General features: G+C 62.2%; 21 protein-coding genes. 11 read left to right on the forward strand and 10 right to left on the reverse strand.

The features are described 5' to 3' along the window. Positions 1-4: 4 nt before the first annotated feature. The 4 genes from JQ575_RS31300 to cobS are packed head-to-tail and all read right to left on the reverse strand — an operon-like array spanning position 5 to position 4,390. Positions 5-1,075 carry an esterase-like activity of phytase family protein gene (locus tag JQ575_RS31300; protein WP_212037036.1) on the reverse strand — a complete coding sequence of 357 codons (1,071 nt, stop codon included), beginning with the start codon at positions 1,073-1,075 and terminating at the stop codon, positions 5-7. 4 nt (positions 1,076-1,079) lie between these two features. Continuing rightward, the gene (gene cobT / locus JQ575_RS31305; protein WP_192736486.1) at positions 1,080-2,981 is read right to left on the reverse strand and encodes a cobaltochelatase subunit CobT; all 1,902 of its coding nucleotides are present in this window, start codon (positions 2,979-2,981) and stop codon (positions 1,080-1,082) included. Beyond that, complete coding sequence (locus JQ575_RS31310) at positions 2,978-3,388, reverse strand: GNAT family N-acetyltransferase (protein ID WP_212037037.1); 411 nt, start codon at positions 3,386-3,388, stop codon at positions 2,978-2,980. Before JQ575_RS31310 ends, cobT begins: the two co-directional genes overlap by 4 nt. A 3-nt stretch (positions 3,389-3,391) precedes the next feature. Next, positions 3,392-4,390 (reverse strand): cobaltochelatase subunit CobS, encoded by a 999-nt coding sequence (cobS, locus tag JQ575_RS31315; RefSeq protein ID WP_192736484.1) that lies wholly within the window; start codon positions 4,388-4,390, stop codon positions 3,392-3,394. A gap of 314 nt (positions 4,391-4,704) precedes the next feature. Between cobS and JQ575_RS31320 the strand changes: the two genes are divergently transcribed. Further along, complete coding sequence (locus JQ575_RS31320; RefSeq protein ID WP_212037038.1) at positions 4,705-5,367, forward strand: DedA family protein; 663 nt, start codon at positions 4,705-4,707, stop codon at positions 5,365-5,367. Here JQ575_RS31320 and JQ575_RS31325 read toward each other — a convergent pair. Continuing rightward, positions 5,360-6,574: a citrate synthase family protein gene (locus tag JQ575_RS31325; RefSeq protein ID WP_212037039.1), complete on the reverse strand. Its 1,215-nt coding sequence runs from the start codon at positions 6,572-6,574 to the stop codon at positions 5,360-5,362. The genes JQ575_RS31320 and JQ575_RS31325 overlap by 8 nt on opposite strands. A gap of 73 nt (positions 6,575-6,647) precedes the next feature. On the opposite strand from JQ575_RS31325, the gene JQ575_RS31330 reads away from it, so the two are divergent. Continuing rightward, positions 6,648-7,739 carry a citrate synthase/methylcitrate synthase gene (locus JQ575_RS31330; protein WP_212037040.1) on the forward strand — a complete coding sequence of 364 codons (1,092 nt, stop codon included), beginning with the start codon at positions 6,648-6,650 and terminating at the stop codon, positions 7,737-7,739. Between the two features lie 166 nt (positions 7,740-7,905). Here the strand turns inward: JQ575_RS31330 and JQ575_RS31335 are convergent, their stop codons facing one another. Next, the gene (locus JQ575_RS31335; RefSeq protein WP_212037041.1) at positions 7,906-8,562 is read right to left on the reverse strand and encodes a J domain-containing protein; all 657 of its coding nucleotides are present in this window, start codon (positions 8,560-8,562) and stop codon (positions 7,906-7,908) included. Positions 8,563-8,670: 108 nt separating this feature from the next. On the opposite strand from JQ575_RS31335, the gene JQ575_RS31340 reads away from it, so the two are divergent. The 4 genes from JQ575_RS31340 to pyrF all read left to right on the forward strand — a co-directional run bounded on the left by JQ575_RS31340 (position 8,671) and on the right by pyrF (position 11,163). Next, a complete protein-coding gene (locus tag JQ575_RS31340) occupies positions 8,671-8,949 on the forward strand; it encodes a BolA family transcriptional regulator (protein ID WP_212037042.1) in 279 nt (92 codons plus the stop codon). Positions 8,950-8,982: 33 nt separating this feature from the next. After that, the gene (locus JQ575_RS31345; RefSeq protein WP_212037043.1) at positions 8,983-9,498 is read left to right on the forward strand and encodes an AAA family ATPase; all 516 of its coding nucleotides are present in this window, start codon (positions 8,983-8,985) and stop codon (positions 9,496-9,498) included. 198 nt (positions 9,499-9,696) lie between these two features. Further along, complete coding sequence (locus JQ575_RS31350; protein ID WP_249167011.1) at positions 9,697-10,092, forward strand: hypothetical protein; 396 nt, start codon at positions 9,697-9,699, stop codon at positions 10,090-10,092. A gap of 168 nt (positions 10,093-10,260) precedes the next feature. Further along, positions 10,261-11,163, forward strand: a complete 903-nt coding sequence (gene pyrF / locus JQ575_RS31355) for an orotidine-5'-phosphate decarboxylase (protein ID WP_212037044.1) — start codon at positions 10,261-10,263, stop codon at positions 11,161-11,163. A 22-nt stretch (positions 11,164-11,185) separates the two neighbouring features. Here the strand turns inward: pyrF and JQ575_RS31360 are convergent, their stop codons facing one another. From JQ575_RS31360 to JQ575_RS31370, 3 genes are all read right to left on the reverse strand, one after another. Continuing rightward, positions 11,186-12,532, reverse strand: a complete 1,347-nt coding sequence (locus JQ575_RS31360) for a hemolysin family protein (protein ID WP_212037045.1) — start codon at positions 12,530-12,532, stop codon at positions 11,186-11,188. Between the two features lie 64 nt (positions 12,533-12,596). Further along, positions 12,597-13,739, reverse strand: a complete 1,143-nt coding sequence (gene aroB / locus JQ575_RS31365; protein ID WP_212037046.1) for a 3-dehydroquinate synthase — start codon at positions 13,737-13,739, stop codon at positions 12,597-12,599. Continuing rightward, the gene (locus JQ575_RS31370) at positions 13,736-14,410 is read right to left on the reverse strand and encodes a shikimate kinase (RefSeq protein WP_212037047.1); all 675 of its coding nucleotides are present in this window, start codon (positions 14,408-14,410) and stop codon (positions 13,736-13,738) included. The genes aroB and JQ575_RS31370 overlap by 4 nt, the downstream gene beginning before the upstream one ends. A 189-nt stretch (positions 14,411-14,599) precedes the next feature. Here JQ575_RS31370 and JQ575_RS31375 point away from each other — a divergent pair, with 189 nt between their 5' ends. From JQ575_RS31375 to JQ575_RS31395, 5 genes are all read left to right on the forward strand, one after another. Then, on the forward strand, positions 14,600-14,746 hold the full coding sequence (locus JQ575_RS31375; RefSeq protein WP_209839018.1) for a histidine kinase: 147 nt from the start codon (positions 14,600-14,602) through the stop codon (positions 14,744-14,746). A gap of 17 nt (positions 14,747-14,763) precedes the next feature. Then, positions 14,764-15,756, forward strand: coding sequence for a site-specific tyrosine recombinase XerD (xerD, locus tag JQ575_RS31380; RefSeq protein WP_212037063.1), 993 nt, complete (start codon positions 14,764-14,766; stop codon positions 15,754-15,756). Between the two features lie 186 nt (positions 15,757-15,942). Further along, entirely contained in the window at positions 15,943-16,905 is a 963-nt protein-coding gene (locus JQ575_RS31385) for an acetyl-CoA carboxylase carboxyltransferase subunit alpha (protein ID WP_212037048.1), read from the forward strand. Between the two features lie 259 nt (positions 16,906-17,164). Then, positions 17,165-18,682: a L,D-transpeptidase family protein gene (locus JQ575_RS31390; RefSeq protein ID WP_212037049.1), complete on the forward strand. Its 1,518-nt coding sequence runs from the start codon at positions 17,165-17,167 to the stop codon at positions 18,680-18,682. 1,206 nt (positions 18,683-19,888) lie between these two features. Further along, entirely contained in the window at positions 19,889-20,140 is a 252-nt protein-coding gene (locus JQ575_RS31395) for a hypothetical protein (protein WP_212037050.1), read from the forward strand. Positions 20,141-20,291: 151 nt separating this feature from the next. Here the strand turns inward: JQ575_RS31395 and JQ575_RS31400 are convergent, their stop codons facing one another. Next, positions 20,292-21,680 carry an ATP-dependent endonuclease gene (locus JQ575_RS31400; RefSeq protein ID WP_212037051.1) on the reverse strand — a complete coding sequence of 463 codons (1,389 nt, stop codon included), beginning with the start codon at positions 21,678-21,680 and terminating at the stop codon, positions 20,292-20,294. Positions 21,681-21,744: the final 64 nt, after the last annotated feature.

The following is a 21,744-nucleotide window of genomic DNA, read 5'->3' on the forward strand; positions in this document are numbered from 1 at the left end:
TGCCTCAATCCACCAGCGTGAACTGCAGCAGCAGATTGCGCTGGATCATCGAGAAATTGTCGTCGGAGATCAGCGTCAGCACCGTATCGCCCTCGTCGGTCACATGGGCGTCGATGCCTTCCAGATTGTCGATCTCACTGCCGAGATCGGCGTTGAAGATCGTGGGACCATCGATCACAGCGCCGGGGGCGATCGAGTTGGGCGCGATGCGCCGGATCCGGACGCCGATGCCGCCGAGCATGGAAAATTTGCGCTCCAGCAACAACAGCTGCCCCGAGGGCAACAACACCGCGTCGCTGACGTCGAAATTCTCGGTGCGGCGGATGCTGAACTGGCCGGGCGTCTTGCCGCCGATCAGGAAGGCCATGATGTTACCGTCGGCGTCGAGGCCGCGCTCGGAGATCGCGACCAGCGTCCCCGCCAGGGCAAAGCCCTTCGGCACCATCACCAGCGCCTCGAGCCCCTTGTTGAACGGCAGCTTGCGCGCCGCCGGCGGCAACGGCAGCGGCTCGCCGAGCGAGCGCGTAAAACCCTTGGCGAAATCGAACCGCAGTATCTGATTGACGCGTTCCAGGCTGACATAAACGTAAGAACCATCGAGTGCGATCGCCTCGGTATCGTACCAACCGCGCGCGGTGATCGGCTTGCCATCGGGACCGAGTATCGGCGACGCTTCGACATCGTCGAGGCCGGTCATCTCGCGGCCCTTGTAGACGATGCGGCCGGTAAACCAGCCGCCCTTGTCGCTGATGGCGATGAAGCGCTCGCCCTTGGCATCGAGCCGCAGCCCCGACAGGCCGCCGAAGCCGCGAAACCGCGAGGTCAGAATCAACCCGCTGCGGTATTCCAGCGAGCCAAACCGCACATGTGAGCGGTCGCGGGTATCGAACGACGGTAGCGGCCTTGCATTGACCTCGATCGAGACCGGCGCGGTGACCGAATATTCATCCGGGATTGCCGGCTTCGGCGGCCGCTGAACTGCGGTCTGCGCATGCGCGATGGCCGGCAGCGCCACGGCCGAGAGCCCCGCCGCTGCAGTTGTCAGAAAGCGACGGCGGCTCACCGGTGCGCGCATACTCTCAGGAATGCAGACGGCGTGGCCGGCGCGTTGTCGTGGGCGCGGCGCCGTGGGTCTCGCTGAAGAGCTCGGCAAGCTTTTCGGTGATGGCGCCGCCGAGTTCCTCGGCATCGACGATGGTAACCGCACGGCGATAATACCGCGTGACGTCGTGACCGATACCGATCGCGATCAGTTCGACCGGCGAACGGGTCTCGATCTCCTCGATGATGTGGCGCAGATGCCGTTCGAGGTAATTGCCCGGATTGACCGACAGGGTGGAATCGTCGACCGGCGCGCCGTCGGAAATCATCATCAGGATCTTGCGCTGCTCGGGACGTCCGAGCAGGCGCTTGTGCGCCCAATCCAGCGCCTCGCCGTCGATATTTTCCTTCAAAAGCCCCTCGCGCATCATCAGCCCGAGATTTTTCCGCGCGCGGCGCCAGGGGGCATCGGCGGATTTGTAGATGATGTGACGCAAATCGTTCAGCCGGCCGGGATTGGCCGGCTTGCCGGCGGCAAGCCACGCCTCGCGGGATTGCCCGCCCTTCCAGGCGCGCGTGGTGAAGCCGAGGATCTCGACCTTGACGCCGCAACGCTCCAGCGTCCGCGCCAGAATGTCCGCACAGGTCGCCGCCACCGTAATGGGACGGCCGCGCATCGAACCGGAATTGTCGAGAAGCAGCGTCACCACGGTGTCGCGGAAGGTCGCTTCCTTCTCGTGCATGAACGAGAGCGGGTGATAGGGATCGGTGACCACGCGCGACAGCCGCGCCGGGTCGAGGATGCCTTCCTCAAGATCGAACTCCCAGGCGCGGTTCTGCTGCGCCATCAGGCGGCGCTGCAGCCGGTTGGCGAGCCGGGCGACGATGCCCTGCAGATGCGCAAGCTGTTTATCGAGATAGCTGCGCAGCCGTTCCAGTTCGTCATGGTCGCAGAGATCCTCGGCCGCGATCACCTCGTCGAACTTCGGCGCGAAGGCGTGATATTCCGGCCCGCGCGGTTCGTTGGCGCCGCGAGAATTCGGCCGCGTCGCCTCGCCCGGGGTCTCGTCGTCGCCGAGCTCGCCATCATCGAACGTATCTGACGTGGAAGCCTGCGCGCTTTCCATCGCGCTCTCCGACATCTCGTCGGTCGAGGCCTGGGCCTGATCGGCGCTCATTTCCTGTGCGGCGTCAGAGTCGGGCGAACCTTCGGCGCCGGACTGGTCGTTCTCGCCGTCCTGATTCTCCTCGTTGTTCTCGTCGTCATCGGCATCAGCGTTGCGGTCGTCGCCAAGGTCGAGCGCCGACAGCAGATCGTGTACGAGGTCGCCGAACTTGGCCTGGTCCTCGGTAACGCGGCTCAACTGATCGAGGCGCGCGCCGATCTTGTCTTCCAGCACCGGACGCCAGAGGTCGACCATCTTCTTTGCCGCCGTCGGCGGCGCCATGCCGGTCAGCCGTTCGCGCACCAGCATCGCCAGCGCATCCGACAGCGGCGCGTCGGCGCGGTCGGTGATCTCGTCGAATTTGCCGCGATGGAAATGATCGTCGAGCATCGCGGTGAGGTTTTTCGCGACACCGGCCATCCGCCGCGAGCCGATCGCTTCGACACGCGCCTGCTCGACCGCCTCGAACACGCCGCGCGCCTGCGGATTGCCCGGCATCAGCTTGCGGTGGACCTTAGGATCGTGACAGGCGAGTTTCAGCGCGATCGAATCGGCATGGCCGCGCACGATCGCGGCATCGCGTTTCGTCATCTTGCGCGCGGGTTCGGGCAGCCGGGCCTTGCCCGGCGCAAGGCCCGGACGTTCGGCCGCGAACGTCACTTCGAGTTCGGGGGCTCTTGCGATCGCGCGCAGGCACGACGTCACCGCGCGCTTGAACGGCTCGGTCGGCGCTTCCTTGGATCCAGTGCGGAATTTGGAGTTGGATGTGCTCATAGCGCTTTCGTGAACCAATGGCGCGTCACGCCTTCAGGATAACCTTCGATCGAACCGAATTCCTCATAGCCGCAGGCGCGGTAGAAACCCGGCGCCTGAAAACTCATCGTATCGAGATAGGACCGCGTGGCCCCAAACCGTCTCGCTTCGTCTTCAATCGCCTTGATCAGCTTTGTTCCAAAATCCTTGCCGCGGAGTTTCTGCTCCATCCAGAAGAGCTGTATGAACAGCACCGTGGTCCAGACCTCACCGACAATCCCGCCGACGATCTTGTCGCCTTCGCGCAACGAGATGGCGAGGCGCTTGTATTTCTGCTTCCCCATCTTCTCGGTGTTGTAGCCGATCAATCCGCCGAGCACCGCCTTCTTGGTCTTTCCAATGGTGCGCTCGACGGAAATGGTTGGCATGGGCTAGCTGAGCGCCACGTTGACCGAACTCTCGGCCAGCTCCGCATTGAAGCAGCGCTGATAGAATTCAGCCACCAGCGGCCGTTCCAGCTCGTCACACTTGTTGAGGAAGGTGACGCGGAACGCAAAGCCGATATCGGAGAAGATGTCGGCGTTCTCTGCCCAGGTGATCACCGTACGCGGGCTCATCACCGTCGAGAGGTCGCCATTGGCGAACGCGTTACGGGTGAGATCGGCGAGCCGCACCATCTTGTTGACGATGTCGCGGCCTTCCTGCGTGCGATAGTGCTTCGCCTTGGCGAGCACGATTTCGACTTCCTCGTCATGTGCCAGGTAATTCAGCGTGGTGACGATCGACCAACGGTCCATCTGACCCTGGTTGATCTGCTGGGTGCCGTGATAGAGGCCCGACGTATCGCCGAGACCGACCGTGTTGGCGGTCGAGAACAGGCGGAACGACGGGTGTGGCTTGATCACCTTGTTCTGGTCGAGCAGCGTCAGGCGGCCGGAGACTTCCAGCACGCGCTGGATCACGAACATCACGTCGGGACGGCCGGCGTCGTATTCGTCGAACACCAGCGCGATGTTGTGCTGCAGCGCCCAGGGCAGAATGCCGTCGCGGAATTCCGTGACCTGCTTGCCGTCACGCACGACGATGGAGTCCTTGCCGACCAGATCGATACGGCTGATATGGCTGTCGAGGTTGACGCGCACGCAGGGCCAATTCAGCCGCGCGGCGACCTGCTCGATATGGGTCGATTTACCGGTGCCATGATAGCCGGTGACCATGACGCGGCGGTTGTGGGCGAAGCCGGCAAGAACCGCGAGCGTGGTGGCGCGATCGAAGCGGTAATCCGAATCGACTTCCGGCACGTGCGGGTCGACTTCGGAATAGGCCGGCACTTCAAGATCGGTATCGATCCCGAAAACCTGCCGCACCGATACCTTCATATCGGGGATACCGACGGGCTCTTGAGTTTTGGTCATGGCGGCGGTCGTCATCAATCCTCCGAGGTCCCGGGCGTTCCCGAAACCAGATTTGTTGAATGGCTGCGGATGGGTGCTGGCTGCGAACCTAGCAGAGAGCAACGGCCGGCAGAAGCCCGCGACGCAATGAAAGTTCCGCTGCCTTATCATTGAGATAGGCACTGAACTCGATTTTTGGAGGGCAGCTCTGCGAATCACGCCGTACTTTTGCCCGGCGGCCGGGCCAGCCGCCCCGGAACCGGCGTGCCTAGGGACGGCCCTTCCCGGCCCCCTGGCGAGTTGTTAGGTCTGGGCCATCAGGCAAACCACGCGACCGCATCGGGAATTTTGTGGCCTCCTTCCTCGATCCTCTGATCGCTTTTGTCTCGGCCCATCCGGGGCTTGCCTACCTGACGCTGTTCCTCGCCGCCCTGCTGGAAGCCGTTCCGGTGATCGGCTCGCTGGTGCCGGGATCAACCATCATCCTCGCCTTGAGCGCGCTGGTCCCGGGCGGCGAACTGAAATTGTGGGCGGTGCTGGCGGCGGCGATTGCCGGGGCCGCACTCGGCGACGGCACCGCGTTCTGGGTCGGCCATCGCTCGCAGCGCGAGATTCTCAGTGTCTGGCCGCTGAAGAACTACCCCGCCGTGGTGGCGCAGAGCGAAGCCTTCTTCCAAAGCCGTGGCGCGCTTGCGGTGTTCTTTGCGCGCTTTGTGCCGCCGATCCGCGCCTTCGTGCCGGTCACGGCGGGCGCGCTGGGCATGCCGCCGCTACGGTTTTACGGCGTGAATATTCCGGCCATCCTGGTCTGGGCGATGGCCCATGTGCTGCCGGGCGTATTCGCGGTCTCGGCATTGCACGAATATTTCGGGCTGCCGCATCATCACGGCACGGCCAAGCATCTCTGGATGCTGGCGGTGCTGGGCGGTGCACTGGTTGCGGCGCTTGTGATCTGGATCATCCGCCGGCGCCAGGGCGGCGGCGTGATCGAGCCGGCCAGGCCGGTCAAGTAAGCCGGGCGCGTCCCGGGGCGGGGCCGACATAGCGCGCACGCGGGCGGATCAGCCGCTCCTGGCGCAATTGTTCGCTCGCATGCGCGATCCATCCGACCGTGCGGGCCATCGAAAACAGCACCAACTCATGGCCCGGCGGCAGGCCCAGCGTGTGCACGAGCACCGCCAGCGCATAGTCGATATTGACGAATTCGCCGGTCGCTTCCGCAATGCGTTCCGGGATTTCGTGGGTCAGTTTGCGCTCTGCGCCCGAGCGCGCCAAAGCCTCCAGCAAGGCCTGCGCGCGGGGATCTCCGAATTTGTAGACACCATGGCCGAAGCCCGCGAAACGTTCGCCCAGCGCCACCCGTTCGCGAATCAGGGGCGCGACGTCGCCCTTGGCCAGCGTCTTGAGCAACTGCGCCGCCAGCACGCCGGCGCCGCCGTGCTTGGGACCTTTCAGGGCAACGAGGCCTGCGATCATCGCGTCATAGAGGTTTAGGCCGGTCGACGCCGCGCAGCGCACGGTGAAGGTCGAGGCGTTCAATTCATGATCCGCCAGCAGCACCAGCACGCGGCGGATCAGATCGGCGGCGTGCTTGTGATCGGGCGCCCATGCCCTGGCGATCTGCAGGTGCAACGGCTGCGGCGATGTCTTCGCGTTCAGCATGGTCGCGACCACCAGACGCAGGATGCGGCCGCCGACCATCGCGCGTCCCTCGGGCGCGCGGGTAAAGGCGCGCGGATCGGCAACGGCCGCGAGCGCCAGCACCGCAATGGCGCGATCGATCGCGTTGGCGCCGCGGGTGGCCTCGGCCACCGCGCGCATTTCATCCGAGATCGACGGGCAATTGTCCGGAGCGAACGGATCGACGCCGGTGACGTCCCACAACAGCGTCGCGGCGTGTTCGAGCGTATCGCGCTCGGCGAGGTCGACGCAGTTCACGCCGCGATAAATCGGGCCGTCCTCGGTGATGGTCGCGATCGCCGAATCCATGACAGGCAAATCCGCATCGAAACTGCGCATCCCGCGCGGCTCGGGCGCCGGCGCCCGCCGCTCCTTGAGCGTGCGGACGTCCTCGGCCCGGTAGCGATGGCTGCGCGAATCGGCCGACGGCTCGGAGCGGATCAGGCCGCGGCTGACATAGGCGTAGAGCGTCGCCTGCGAGATCGCGAGTTCGGCGGAGGCCTCGCGGGCCGAGAGATAAAGGCCGGCGGATTTTTTCATATTGATTTACATAATCAAGATTGATCAATCTGTCGAGAGGACCGACCTTTGCGGTGCACAAAGGAGATCCATCATGAACATGCAGCTTTCAAAGACCCCGATCGGCCTCGATGGCGTCCCCGCCGCCGAAACCGTGCTGAGCCATGTCGATGGCGAGCACGGCGAACTGATCATTGCCGGCGAGCGCGTCGGCGAACTGGCCCGCAAGACCGGGTTCGAGGGCGTGACCGCCCGGCTCTGGAGCGGCGGTACCGGCCAGCCGGTCGGCGAGGCCGCGGTGCGTGCCGCACTTGGCGCGGGTCGCGAACGCGCCTTCGCCCGGCTGCCGGAACTGCTCGGAATCACGCGAGGCCTGTCGATCGTCGATGGTTTCCGCGCAGCCATCGCGGGGCTGCGCGCGGAAGCGGGACTGACGCACGAGGCCACCATTGTCGGCGCATTTCCTGTCATCGCAGGCGCGCTGGTGCAGCGCGCCAAAGGCAATGATCCCGTGCAGCCCGATCCGACCGCGAGCCATGCCGCCGACACGCTGTCGATGATGCTCGGCCGCAAGCCCGACGCGCGCGAAGCGGCGGCGCTCGATGCTTATTTCGTCACGGTGTGCGACCACGGCATGAACGCCTCGACGTTCACGACGCGCGTCATTGCCTCGACCCATGCCGATCTGTTTGCGGCGGTGACGGGCGGCTATTGCGCGCTGACGGGGCCGCTGCATGGCGGCGCACCGGAGCCGGTGCTGGAAATGCTCGACGCCATCGGCTCGAGCGAACGCATCAAGCCGTGGGTCGACAGCGCACTGGCGCGCGGCGAGCGGCTGATGGGCTTTGGTCACCGCGTCTATCGGGTGCGCGATCCCCGCGCCGACGTGCTCAAGGGCGCGATCGAGCGGCTCGCCGGCGGCGGCATGGATCTGCCGTTTGCGGGCGAGGTCGAGGCCTATATCCGTGATGCGCTGAAGCGGAAAAATCCGGACCGTCCGCTCGACACCAATGTGGAGTTTTTCACCGCGATCCTGCTCGACGCGCTGAAAATCCCGCGCCAGGCATTTACGCCGATCTTTGCGGTGGCGCGCGCCGCCGGATGGACCGCGCACGCCCGCGAGCAACAGCGCACCGGGCGGCTGATCCGGCCGAGTTCGGCGTATATCGGCCCGATGCCGGGGTGAGAGGGCGAGTTTGGAGGGCAACAGCGGAGCCATTATCTCCGCTGTCGTCCCTGCGAACGCAGGGACCCATAACCACAAGGGGTTATTGTTTAAAGAAGGTATCGGCCAGCGCCGCCGTAACGCACGGCCACGGCGTATGGGTCCCTGCGTTCGCAGGGACGACGGCTCACGCGCCGCGCACGACGGTCTTGAGATAATTATACGCCTTGATGATCTCGATCAGGCGATCCTCGGTGGAGCGGTCGCCGCCATTGGCGTCGGGATGGTGCTGCTTCACCAGCAGCTTGTATTTTGCCTTCACCGTTTCCAGCGTCGCATCGGGGCCGAGACCCATCACCTGCAGCGCCTTGCGCTCGGCGTTCATCACTTTTCGGGTTTCGGGCTTGGTCTCGCCGGCAGCGCCTCCCGGACCAGGCCGCCAACGGCCGCGGCCGTTGAGCTCCGAGAACATGCTGAACGGATCGGAAGCGGCGTCGATATCGGGCTCGGCGCCGGCCTTGCCCTTCTTGCCGCCATTGGCGCCCATCTTCCAGGTCGGGCGATGGCCGGTCAGCGCATCCTTCTGGTAGCGCGCGACTGAGTCGGCGCTCATGCCCTGGAAGAAATTGTAGCCCTGATTGTATTCGCGGACGTGGTTGAGACAGAAGTGCCAGTACTCTTTCGAGTTCTCGCGGCCCTTGGGCGCGCGGTGCGGGCCCTTGTTCTTGCACTCCGGCCATTCGCACATGGCGGATTCTTCGCGCGCCGCAGCCTGCTGCTTCGCGCTCAGCTTGTTGGGCTTGATGCGAATGGAGTCGAAGAATTTGGATGAATCGATTGGCATGGCTGACTTTGACTACGCAATGCCCAAGGCTTCAAGTCTTGACATTGCGAATACCTCTGTTCCGATCTGGCATTGACGAAAAACGGTCCCGGACGTAATGCCGCCGTCATGAGCACCAAGGACGATATCATAAACAAGTTGCGTGAAACTTTCGCACCCGAAAGCCTCGACGTGACGGACGAATCACATCTGCATGAGGGCCATGCCGGCCACAGGCCGGGCGGCGAGACGCATTTCCGGGTATATATTGTGTCGCCGGCCTTCGAAGGGAAGAGCCGGATCGAACGCCATCGCATGGTCAATGCGACGCTCGAGGCGGAACTGAAGGGGTCCGTGCACGCGCTGGCGATCAAGGCGCAGGCACCCGGGGAAACTACGGGCCGCTGATTATATCGCCCCTGCCACAGATATAAGCGTCCGATGACCACGCTGAAGCTCATTATTTTGGCCGGGCTTCCCGGTTCCGGGAAGAGCACGCTGGCGGAAGGGCTTTCGCGGCACTTTTCGCTGCCGCTATTGTCGGTCGATCCGATCGAGGCGGCGATGTGGCGCGGCGGCCTCTTGCGGGATCAAACGGGGATCGCGGCCTATGAGGTCGCACAAGCCCTGGCAGCAGAACAATTGCGGCTGGATCATTCCGTCCTGATCGACGCCGTCAATCCGGTCGAGGCCCCGCGCGCGGCGTGGCGAAAGCTTGCGGCAAAATATCGCGCGGATTTGAAGATCATCGAATGCATCTGCGTCGACTCGGCGATCCACCGCCGCCGAATCGACGCCCGTATCCGCAATATCGACGGGATGGCCGAGGTCGACTGGGCCAGGGTCGAACAACGGCGCGCCGAATACGAGGCGTGGACCGATGCAAGGCTGACGCTGGATACCTCGGCGGAGCCGCCGGAACGGTTGCTCGCGGAAGCGATCCGCTATCTGGCCTGAGCGCACGCCATGGCGAAGCGAAGATCGGCCAAGGACGGTGGCAGCGCATTCATCTTTGTGAGACAATCAGTCGCGCGGTGGTGCGGTTTCCATGAGAACGCGGGGTCGGACTGAACCCCGGATGCCATCGCCATGTGATGGGGTCGTCCGATGCGCTATTGGGCACATCAGGGGTTGGCGGCAGCCGTTGCGGCGTTGATGGCCACGTGTCCCATCAAGGCTTTCGCGCTCGACATGCCCGGTCCCGCCGCTCAGGAGGTGCTGGTGAAAAGCATCCTGGTGACGCTGAACGACGCGGTCGCCGCTGACAATTTCACCGTCCTCCACGCCAAGATCTCAAAACCGTTTCGCGAGCAGTTCCCGCCGGACAAGCTGCGGGCCGTGTTCAAGGACCTGGTCGAGAAGCACGCCGTGTTCGACGCCGTGGTGGCGCAAAAAATGATTCCCGACGAGGACGCCAGGATTGACGAGCAAGGCGTGTTGAAACTGAAAGGCCGTTTCCAGACGGCGCCAAAGCAGGTGAAATACCAACTTGGCTTCATCGAATCCGAAGGGACGTGGAAGCTCAGCGGCGTTGCGATCGATATTGAATAGGATTTTCCAATAATGCGCAGCCACCAAGCGGAATGAATACGACGAAACCGCAAAGGGCTTCGTGCCGGGACAATAAGCGGTGTGAAACTCGAACTTCATTCCCCTTGGCCCGCGGAGAATGTTATTCGGACGCTGCGGTGACGGTATCTTCTTCCGGAAAGGCAATCGATGGACGCTCCTTCATGGATTGAGCTGGTCGAACACAACGTTGCCAGATTTGGCGACCTCGTCGCCGGCATCGACCCTTCGCATTCCGACATCCCGGAGTTTTTCGGCCACGACAGCGGCTGGATCGACCGGTTCGTCAACTTCACGATCGAATCCATCGAGGGGCGCATCGGCTTCGTCAAATTCCAGTCGGCTTATTTCGAAGCATGCGGATTGACCGGCCTCAGCGCGCTCGCTTCCGGAATCAAGAAAGCTAAGGCCGCAGGTATCGGCGTCATTCTCGACGCCAAGCGCGGCGATATCGGCGCCACCGCCGCCGCCTACGCCCGCGCCTATCTTACCCCGGCTTCCGCCGGCGGCAGCGGCGACTTCGAAGCCGACTGCCTGACCGTCAATCCCTTGATGGGCCCGGACACGCTCGAACCTTTCGTGGAATGCGCGAACCGCTTCGGCAAGGGACTTTTCGTGCTCTGTCGTACATCAAACCCCGGCGCTGGCTGGCTGCAGGACAAGATGACCGGCAATCGCCTTGTTTCCGACCGCCTCGCCGATCTCATTGCCGCGATGGGAGCCAACGCCAACAGCGCCTCCCGTTTGAATGCGGTGGGCGCCGTGGTGGGCGCGACCGTCCCGCATGAAGGCCGGCGTCTGCGCCAGTTGCTGCCCCGCTCGATCATCCTGGCGCCCGGCCTTGGCGCGCAAGGCGGCGATGCTGCGGCCATTCACTCATTGCGTGGCAGTACGCCAGGCGACCTGCTGATCCCGGTATCGCGCGGCCTGACGCGGGTAGCGGATCGCGCCATTTCCGCAGAAGATTATCGAGCGCTCATCATTGGCAGGATCGACGACTTCAAGGCGGCGATTGCCTATGACTATCTCGGAAATCGCGCCATCCCGGCTTGACCGCGGGTCCCCGCGTAACGCTCTAAAACGCCGTACCCGCCCGCCTCGGCTTCTGTTCCTCGGCCTCGCGCGGCACCGGCACGATCCGCAAGGCGGTGATGCGGTTGCGCTCGCGGCGCAGCACGCGGAAGCGGAAGCCGTGGAACGTAAAACTCTGGCCGCGCTCGGGGATCGAACGCGCCTCGTGAATGACGAGACCCGCGATCGTGGTCGCCTCCTCGTCGGGCAGATGCCAGTTCATGGCGCGGTTGAGATCGCGGATCGGCACCGAACCATCGACCACCACGGAGCCGTCGGGCTGGGCGCGGACGCCGGCCACCACCACGTCGTGCTCATCGGAAATGTCGCCGACGATTTCCTCCAGAACGTCTTCCAGCGTCACCATGCCTTCGACTTCGCCATACTCGTCGACGACGAGCGCGAAGTGGGTCTTGCGGCGGCGGAACGCCTTGAGCTGTTCGGACAGAGGCCGCATCTCCGGCACGAACCAAGGCGGCAGCATGATGGCCGCAACGTTGATACGCGAGGTATCGCCCTCGGAGGCGCGGATCGCGCGCAGCAGATCCTTGGCGTGCAGCACGCCGATGATGTTTTCAGGTTTCTCGCGCCACAGCGGGATGCGGGTGTATTCGGTCGCCAGCACCTCGCGCACCAGTTCGTCCGGCGGCAGATCGGCATTGATCATCACCATGGCGGTGCGGTGGACCATGACATCAGACACGGCAAGGTCGCCAAAGCGGAACACATTGTGGATGTATTCGGCCTCGCCGCTTTCGATGCCGCCGTGCACGGCCGATTCCTCCACCAGCCCCTCGATCTCGGAGTCGGTGAGGATCTCATGCTGTGAGGATTCCTGCACGCCGAGCAGGCGCAAGATTCCGCGTGACGCGCTGTTGAGCAGCCAGTTCAGCGGCCAGAAAACCAGATAGGACAAATAGAGCGGATACGCGATCCATTGCGAAACCGGCATCGGCTGCCGGATCGCCAGCGTCTTCGGCACCTGCTCGCCGATCACGATATGCAGCGAGGAGAACACCAGAAAGCCCGCCGTGAACGACACGAAGTGCAATGTGGCTTGCGACATTCCGAGCGGGATCAGCAACGGCTCGAGCAGCGCCGAAACGGTGGGCTCGCCGACCCAGCCGAGGCCAAGCGAGGCCATGGTAATGCCGAGCTGACAGCACGCGAGATAGGCCTCGATGTTGCCCATCATGCTGTGCAGCAGGCGCGCGCCGAACCGGTCCTGCTCGACCATCGCCCTGATGCGAAACCCGCGGCTCTTCACCAGCGCAAACTCGGCCGCCACGTAGAACGCGTTGGCGGCGAGCAGCAGGAACGCAAGCAGCAGGTTGAACGCGGTCGAACTCATGCCTGCCTCGCGACGGCACCAGGCCCGCGCGACGGCTCCATGATGCGCCCTGACAGTCCCGTTCTCATTCCGACAGCTTCTGTTGCAGGAAGGCGCGAACCGATGCCGGTTCGACGTCGTTTGCGATCACCGCGCGCCCCACCGCCTCCAGCAGGATGAAGGTGAGCTTGCCGCGCTTGACCTTCTTGTCCTGCGCCATCAGCGCCATCAGCGTATCGGCATCCGCCAGCCCTTCCTGGGCGAAGCCGGCGATGTCCTGCAACCGGGTCGGCAGGCCGACCGAAGCCAGATGACGCTCGACGCGCGCGGCGTCGGCTGGCGAGATCATGCCGAGGCTTGCGGAAAACTCCGCCGCCAGCACCATGCCGACCGCAACGCCCTCGCCATGGAACAGGCGATCGGAAAAGCCGGTTGCGGCCTCCAGCGCGTGACCAAAGGTGTGGCCGAGATTGAGCAGCGCGCGTTCGCCGGTTTCGCGCTCGTCGCGCGACACGATCGCCGCCTTGGCGCGGCACGAGGTGGCAATCGCATGCTCGCGCGCCGCGCTGCCGGAGAAGATGCCGGAGTGGTTGGTCTCGAGCCAGGCGAAGAAAGCTTCATCACCGAGCACGCCATATTTGGCGACTTCGGCATAGCCGGAGCGGAACTGGCGCGGCGACAACGAGTCCAGGACGGAGGTATCGGCGATCACAAGCACCGGCTGATGAAACGCGCCGAGCAGATTTTTTCCCTGCGGCGAGTTGATGCCGGTCTTGCCGCCGACGGAAGAATCCACCTGCGCCAGCAGCGAGGTCGGCGCCTGCACGAAATCGACCCCGCGGCGCAGGATCGCCGCCGCGAAGCCGGCGAGATCGCCGACGACGCCGCCGCCGAGCGCGATCACGAGGTCGTTGCGCTCGATTTTGGCTGCGATCAGCGCCTCGGAGACCTTCTCCAGTCCGGCGTAGGTTTTCGACCCCTCGCCTTCCTCGACGATGACATGCGACGTCGGGATGCCGGCCGCGGCCAGCGACGCTTGCGCCGCTTCGAGCCAGTGCTTGGCAACGGTGCGGTCGGTGACGATGGCGGTCCGTACGCCCGGCCGCAGCGCGGCGACGCGCGCGCCAAGAGTCTGCAGTACGTCGCGGCCGATGATGATGTCATAGGCGCGGTCGCCGAGCGCGACGTCGACGGTGATGGAATCGGAATGTTTCAGGGGTGCCGTCATGAGGTAGCGCTTATCCCGTCCGTTGTAGCCGTTACTGTCGTCGTTGACTCTTTAATCGTTGACTCCTGGGCCGGCGGCGCGACGACGCCACACAGCCTGCCACGCAAGGCGTCCAGGCATTCATCGACAATCCGGTCATGCGGCACGTCGCGCGACAGGATCGTAAGATCAGCCCCCTGATAGACCGGCTCGCGGGCTTCGAGCAGGCGGGTGACCGTCGCGACCGGATCCTCGGTCTGCAGCAGCGGCCGGTCGGCGCGACGCTTGACGCGCTTCATGATCACGTCGATGTCCGCTTTAAGCCAGATCGACACCGCTTTGTCGGCGATCCGCTTGCGGGTTTCCTCGCGCATGAAGGCGCCACCGCCGGTCGCGATCACCGCCGGCCCACCCTCCAGCAGGCGGGCGATCACGCGCGCTTCGCCGTCGCGAAAATAGGGCTCGCCGTGGGTTGCGAATATCTCCGGGATGGTCACACCGGCATGGGCCGCCTCGATCTCGATATCGGCATCGAGGAATGGCAGCCGCAGCCGGGCCGCCAGCCGGCGGCCAATGGTGGATTTGCCGACGCCCATCATACCGACGAGCACGACCGAACGCCGCCCCAGTGCCGCCGCGATCTCGGCCTCCTGGGGGGTGCTTGCTGGTGCCGGTAAGGCGGTCTCGGGCATCCCAAACTCTGTCATCAGCGGATTTTCCGCGTTTCTGCGCCACCTATACTACCCCCGCCGATACCCATGCCAGAGACTCTTGCAACGCCAAGGGGAACATGTAGGTAGTCAGGCGCGTCCAACCCCGATGATTTCAATGGTTAATTCGCGGCCCAAAGTCACTTTCAAGCCCGCCCTCAAGGCGCCCTGATGCCCAGTCTGTTCCGCTTTTTGACGGTGGTCGGCATTATCGCCGGGATCGGCTATGGCGTGGTCTTCGCACTGGCGAATTTCGTCAATCCGAAGCCACGGGAGATGATCGTGACGATCCCTCCGGATAAGTTCCTCAAGAAATAGGCGCTATGGTCTCAAGGATGGGCCCCAGGAACACTTCCAAGACCACTTCGAAGACCACCTCGAAGACGAATTCAGACCAAAAGCTGACCAACCTGTTCCTCGACATGCTCGCGGCGGAACAGGGGGCGGGCGACAATACGCTCGACGCCTATCGCCGCGACCTTACGGATTTTTCCGAATTTTTGGGCCGTACCGGCCAAAGTTTTGCCGGTGCCGAGACCCAGACGCTGCGCGATTATCTCGCCGACCTCGACACGCGCGGCTTCAAATCGTCCAGCGTGGCGCGCCGGCTGTCGGCGATGCGGCATCTGTTCCGCTTCCTGCTCAACGAACGAATCCGCAGCGATGATCCCGCGGCGATTCTGTCCGGTCCAAAACGCGGCCGCAGCCTGCCCAAGGTACTGTCGATCGCGGATGTCGACCGCATGCTGACGCGGTCCAAGGAACTCACCGAAACCGACGCCTCGCCTCAGCAGCGGCTTCGCGCGCTGCGGCTGCATTGCCTGCTCGAAGTGCTCTACGCCACCGGCCTGCGCGTTTCCGAACTGGTGGCGTTGCCGCTGTCGGCGGCGCGCCGCGACGCCCGCATGATCGTGGTGCGCGGCAAGGGCAACAAGGAACGGCTGGTACCGCTGAACGAGGCGTCGCGGCAGGCGATGGCCGATTATCTCGCCGCGATGGAAGCGCTGAAGCCCGAGAAGAAGAAAAACGCTCCCGCCTCGAAATGGCTGTTTCCCTCCTTCGGCGAAAGCGGACACCTGACGCGACAGCATTTCGCGCGCGACCTCAAGGAGCTCGCATCCGCCTCGGGGCTGGCGCCGCGGCTGGTCTCACCGCATGTGCTGCGTCACGCCTTCGCCAGTCACCTGCTGCACAACGGCGCCGACCTGCGCATCGTGCAAACGCTGCTCGGCCACACCGATATTTCGACCACGCAGATCTATACCCATGTGGTCGAGGAGCGGCTCAAGAGCCTGGTGCGTGACCTGCATCCGCTGGCGGAGAAGTAGACTTCCGCGTATCCAGCAAGTATCCGCCTTGACTTCGACGCCTTCTCCCCCGAAACAGCCTCACGCTATCGCTACCCGCCATGGGCCTCCGCCCAGACCGTCAGCTAAATCGTTGAAGAGACTAATCTTCTTTCTCAAAGACGAAACCACTTCGCCCGCAGCTAAGTTCCTCCCTATATTGGTTTGATGCCGGATCAGATGCGCAGCTACCTCGACTTCGAAAAACCCGTCGCCGAACTCGAGGCCAAGGTCGACGAGTTGCGCGCGCTGGCCGCGACCGGCAGCGACATCGGCGATGAGATTGCGCGAATCGAGGACAAGGCGTCGCAGGCGCTGACCGACCTCTATGCCAGCCTGACGCCGTGGCAGAAGACGCTGGTGGCGCGCCATCCGCAGCGGCCGCACTTCACCGATTTCATCAACTCGCTGATCACGGAATTCACGCCGATGGCGGGCGACCGCAAGTTCGGCGAGGATGAAGCGCTGATGGGTGGCTTCGGCCGCTTCCGCGGCGAAGCCATCTGCGTGGTCGGCCAGGAAAAGGGCGCCACCACCGAAAGCCGCATCAAGCACAATTTCGGCATGGCGCGCCCTGAAGGCTATCGCAAAGCCGTTCGCCTGATGGAGCTGGCCGACCGGTTCGGCATCCCCGTGCTGTCGATCGTTGATTCGGCCGGCGCCTATCCCGGCATCGGCGCCGAGGAACGCGGACAGGCGGAAGCCATCGCGCGGTCCACCGACGCCTGCCTGTCGCTCGGCGTACCCAATGTCGCGATCATCACCGGCGAGGGCATGTCCGGCGGGGCGATTGCGATCACCACCGCCAACCGCGTGCTGATGTTCGAGCACGCGATCTACAGTGTGATCTCGCCTGAAGCGGCGTCCTCGATCCTGTGGCGGGACGGCACCAAGGCCCAGGAAGCCGCCACCAGCATGAAGATCACCGCCCAGGACATGCTGCGATTCGGCGTCATCGACCAGATCCTGAAAGAGCCCCCCGGCGGCGCCCATCGCGATCCCGCCGCCATCATCGCCGCCACCGGCGACGCCATTGCCCAGGCCTTCAACGACCTCCGCAACCTCGATGCGGATGCGGTGCGCAAGCAGCGGCGGCAGAAATTCCTCGATATCGGCCGCAAACTGGGCTGAACGGGCTCGATTCCCTGCCCAAAGCGGCAGGCCCGATCGCAGAATCGCCGATTTTTCGCCAAATCGTTGAATTTAGCCGCAATTATGCCCCGACCGCGTTCTTTATGGTCTGTTGACCATGCCCGCCAAGGTACCGGCTTGTGCGGCGGGTTCGAGTTGCGACAAATCGGCCTAAAGGGTAAGATTTTATACATCGGCTTCAGGGCATGACGCTGTGGTTGGGGTGCGAAAATCGCCCGATGGGTGTGGAGCTTAGCTTTTGATTTATCGCTCGCTGGTACGCGCGCTCGTCACGTCGGCTGCCCTCGCGGCCGGCGTTTTGCTGACTGGCTGCAACAGCGACGAGATTTCGCTGGCCAACAACGCCAAGGCCAACCAGCCGGTGCCGCCGAAACTGATCCAGGCCATGGTCGAAAAGGACATGGACCTGAACTCGCCGATTCTGGTCCGGATCTTCAAGCAGGAAGCCGAACTCGAAATCTGGAAGCAGGATCGCGCCGGGCGTTTCGCGCTGCTCAAGACCTATCCGATCTGCCGCTGGTCGGGCGATCTCGGACCGAAGGTCAAAGAGGGCGACCGTCAGGCGCCGGAAGGCTTCTACTCGATCTCGCCGGCGCAGATGAATCCGCAGTCGGCCTATTATCTGTCGTTCAACACCGGCTATCCCAACGCGTTCGACAAGGCACTCGGCCGCACCGGATCACAGCTGATGGTGCATGGCGATTGCTCCTCGCGCGGCTGCTACGCGATGACCGACGAGCAGATCGCGGAAATCTATTCGCTGGGCCGCGAATCCTTCTTCGGTGGCCAGAAGTCGTTCCAGCTGCAGGCCTATCCGTTCAAGATGACGCCAATCAATATGGCGAAGCATCGCAACAATCCGAACATGCCGTTCTGGCGAATGATCAAGCAGGGCTACGATCATTTCGAGGTGACGAAGCACGAGCCGAAGGTCGATTTCTGCGAGAAGAAATACGTGTTCGACGCCATCAGGGCGCCCAACGCCACGCGCGACCCGGCGTTCGACGCGTCGGGAAAATGCCCGGCCTACGCGATATCAGATGAAGTCGCCGACGCCGTGCGCGAGAGGCAGCAGGCCGAGGCCGCTGAAACCGCCAAGCTGATCTCGAAGGGTACGCCGGTCGCGCGGCTCAACACCGGCATCGACGGCGGCATGCACAAGATCTTCGCCGCGCGCGTTCCCGAAGCCAGCACCGGGCTCTCGGAAGGCGGCGACAGCCAGGGACTGGCGGCGCTCTCGCTGGCCCGCGCCCCCGGCACCATCCCCTCCCACGTCAACCCGCCGCGCGCGCCTTCCGACAATCTCCTGCTCGGCGCGCCGCAGGAGCCGAAGCTTGCTGCCGTCGCCAGCGCGCCAACGGCCGGACCGACAGCCTCGACCCCGGCCCCGACACGGGTCGCGAACGCCGTGCCGGCCACCCAATCCGACGGATGGTTCTCCAGCCTGGCCCGCAAGGTAGGCATTGGCGGCGGCGATGCGACCGCGAGCACCTCGAGCACACCGCCGCCCGCGCCGGCGAAGCCGAAGGTTACTGAAGCCAAGCGGTCCGAGCCAGCGCCGCGCGCAGAGGCTGCGGTACCGAAGGCGTCAGCGCCGAAGGCCGAACCCAAGCAAGCCGCAGCCCGGCCGCCGCTGAAACCGTCGGTGACCGATACCGCGGCTCCAGCCGCCGCGGCGGCTCCCGCGCAGGTCGCCGGATCGGCGCCGATCGTCTCGTCGAACTCGTTCGAGAGCCGCTTCGGGGCGGTGAAGTAAATCGCTGTCGTCCCGGCGAAGGCCGGGACCCATAGCCACCGATCTCAATGTTGCGCGAAATTAGTGGGGCTTTGGTCCCATCCATAACCAACATTCGTGATTATGGGTCCCGGCCTTCGCCGGGACGACGATAGAGGTGCCGTCAGCGCACGACGACAAGCAGCTCAGCCGTATTTGCCGTGACAATGCTTGAACGCTCACGGCAAGTGAATTTCCGGAGCGTCATCAGTAGCTTTGCTGCCTTGAAATTTGCGTGTCAATCATTTGTCAATCAGGCAGCCTTTTCTGCTGTGCTTTCCTGCCTCAACAACCTCCCCAGCTCTACGAGCCTCGTCTGTGCGTTCTGTTGTTTCGCAGTGTTTCGCAGCGCCCCAAATATTTGAACGCATCGTCGGGCTTCGTCGTGGGCTGCCGGGCTTGTACAGGGGCAGTGCGTTGGTTGCGATCCAGATTTCACCGGTGAAAATGTGGATGGCTTGATGATGATGGTAACGTCGCTGGCCAAACAATCGAATTGATCGAAATGCCATTAGACGTAGCGGCTGAGTGGTGGGCGTTCCATTTGGAACGGTGTGGGTTTCTTGCGGCAGTTAGACTTTTTGTTGGTCAGCACGTCCATTCCGCTGACGCACTGCATAAATAGGCAGACTGTCCCACAACAGCCTTGGATACCAAACCTGTCGAGCTAGGCACACGCCGCAGAAATTCAGTTAGGGTGTCAATCAAAATCGAGGTGGACGAGTCACAAGCGAACGGTAAATCATTCCGTTTGCACGATGAGGGCAACGCAACACTGCGACCCTCAAGGATGTAGATGTCGGCCAATTGGCTCTACAGACCTAGCGTTGAGAACTGAACGTAAACGGGAGATCGCTCAACCGCCCCGTACCAGCAATGGCGATTCAGATTGGCGTGTGTCGAAGGTCTCTTCGAATCACTTTGGCCTGCTCGGCTGAAGTGTGAGCGGAAGGAGAGTTTGGTGGTTCACTAATAAGGTAACGAAGTGTCGCCGCAGGCGACGTGTAGATGTAATGATGACGGTAACGATGGTGGTGATGGACATTGGTAACACCACGGTTGTTTCGGTCCATCGAAGTAGACCAAGGCCACTAAGAGCTTCGCAGCGGCTACGCCGCTTTCGGGTGGTGATGTTGGTCTTAATATACGGTTTGGCCCATGCCATAATCGAAATCTAACCTACACCAGATGGACGAGCGCAGCGAGTATCGCCGCCAGGCGATCGTTGGTGGAGAATTTGGTATTGATGCCAACGATGGTGATTATGGCGACGGTGGCCATTGCTGGCACACCACGAATGCTTCGCCTATCGAGGTACACGAAGGCCAACAAGAGCTTCGCAGCGGCGAAGCCGCTTACATCGGTTGGAAGTATCGCTCGGAGCCGAAGGTAATCGAAAACCCCGTTACAATATTGGTCCCAATGGTCCTATCGGATTGACCTATACATTCCAATAGCAAGGTAACGAGCGAAGCGAGTATCGCCGATAGGCGATTGTGGGTGGTGCTCGCCTCTGAAAAGTTCGACCCGTTTTGCGTTACTGCCTACTATTCTGAGACGGCATCCCTAGAGCGTCAGGAGCAGAACGGAGCTACGATCTTAGAAACGCTTCACACTCACTCAGCAACGCATTCCATTCGGCCATATATTGTTCCTTGATTTGCCAGCGCTCATCAAAGATGCCCTCCACGCCGTTATCGAGCTTATCCCTGATGTCGGGAGTTGGCAGTTTACGCAACCACACCTGTTCGTCATCAAGGAATTCCAAGCTGCACTTTTTGAAGGCCAGTACTCCTTCTGGATCGCCGTCGAATATAGCGGCTGCCCTGATGCCCAGTTGACGTGCCAAACGAAGCCATCCGCCAATAAGAGATGCACCCCCAGCGCCGTAACCGAAAATCTCGATGTCTGGTAGAGTATTCTCCTGCACGTAATTGGCTATTATGTGAGCATCTTCCTGCCCTTCAACGAAGAGTGTCCCTCGGGAGAAAAACACTTCTCTAGCGACGACATCGTACAGCTTTCGGTTCTTCTTCTCGTCGGCTACCTTTCCAATATCCCTGATCGTCTCCCGTGACAGGGTGGTTAGCTGTGTACCGTCGTGCTTGACGAGATTAGCCCTGTAAACTTTCGCACCTGACTGAATATCTTGCCAAGAGACGAAGTGAGGCGAGTGGGTACTTATAACAATCTGTCCAGTCTTTGCCAGCTTGCGCAATTCTTCATACAATCGCCTCTGCGCTTGTGGATGGAGTGAAAGCTCGGGCTCATCGAGCAATAAGATGCTTCCCCGCTTGAAATCGTAGAGAGCATAAGCCAGACGGAAAATATTCGAGACACCGTCTCCCACCAATCCAATTCTATGGGAGGCGCCCGAAACGCTCTTATAGGAGATAAAATCCTGATCTCGGTTATCGATGGTCCAATCTTCAATAGTAGGCTCGAATTTAGTCAAGAGCTGCGTAAATTCCCTCTTTGATGACGCCGTTATTTCAATTAGTGCCATCGAGGCACCAAAAGCCGCATCAACATAGAATTCTTGTTGGCGCAGATTGTTGTAGAAGCCAGTTTCGTGCTGCTTTTTGTGATCCTCGCCGAATTGATGCGCATGAAATCGGTCGTTCCAAGGGCGCCGTGCTGGCACATAGATGATATCGTTGCCAATCCCGAAGGCCCATTTTCCTTCCTTCTTCAGGCGAGCAGCAGAACCCCTGCCACTCACGCCGATTTCGAAATCTTTGTCGTTTTTACCCTTCAGCGTGATCTTAAGAGCCTGGGCCCTTCTATCATCGGATCCGGCAACAAAGACGTCATCGTCAGAAACAAGATGCCGAATTGTTTTCAAGACAGTCGACTTACCACTGTTGTTCGGTCCGACAAGTACCGTCAGCCCTGAGCCGTTCGCTGGGTCTGCAAACTCAACTTCCTGAGAACTCCCAAACCCCCGATAATTTGCAATCTCTATAGATTGTAGAAGCATACGAACGATTTCCTGATCAGAGTCGGTTTCGTATCCCTGGATGACCGTTGATCATTGTTTGATC

The organism is Bradyrhizobium sp. JYMT SZCCT0428, assembly GCF_018131075.1.
Taxonomy (GTDB): Bacteria; Pseudomonadota; Alphaproteobacteria; order Rhizobiales; family Xanthobacteraceae; genus Bradyrhizobium.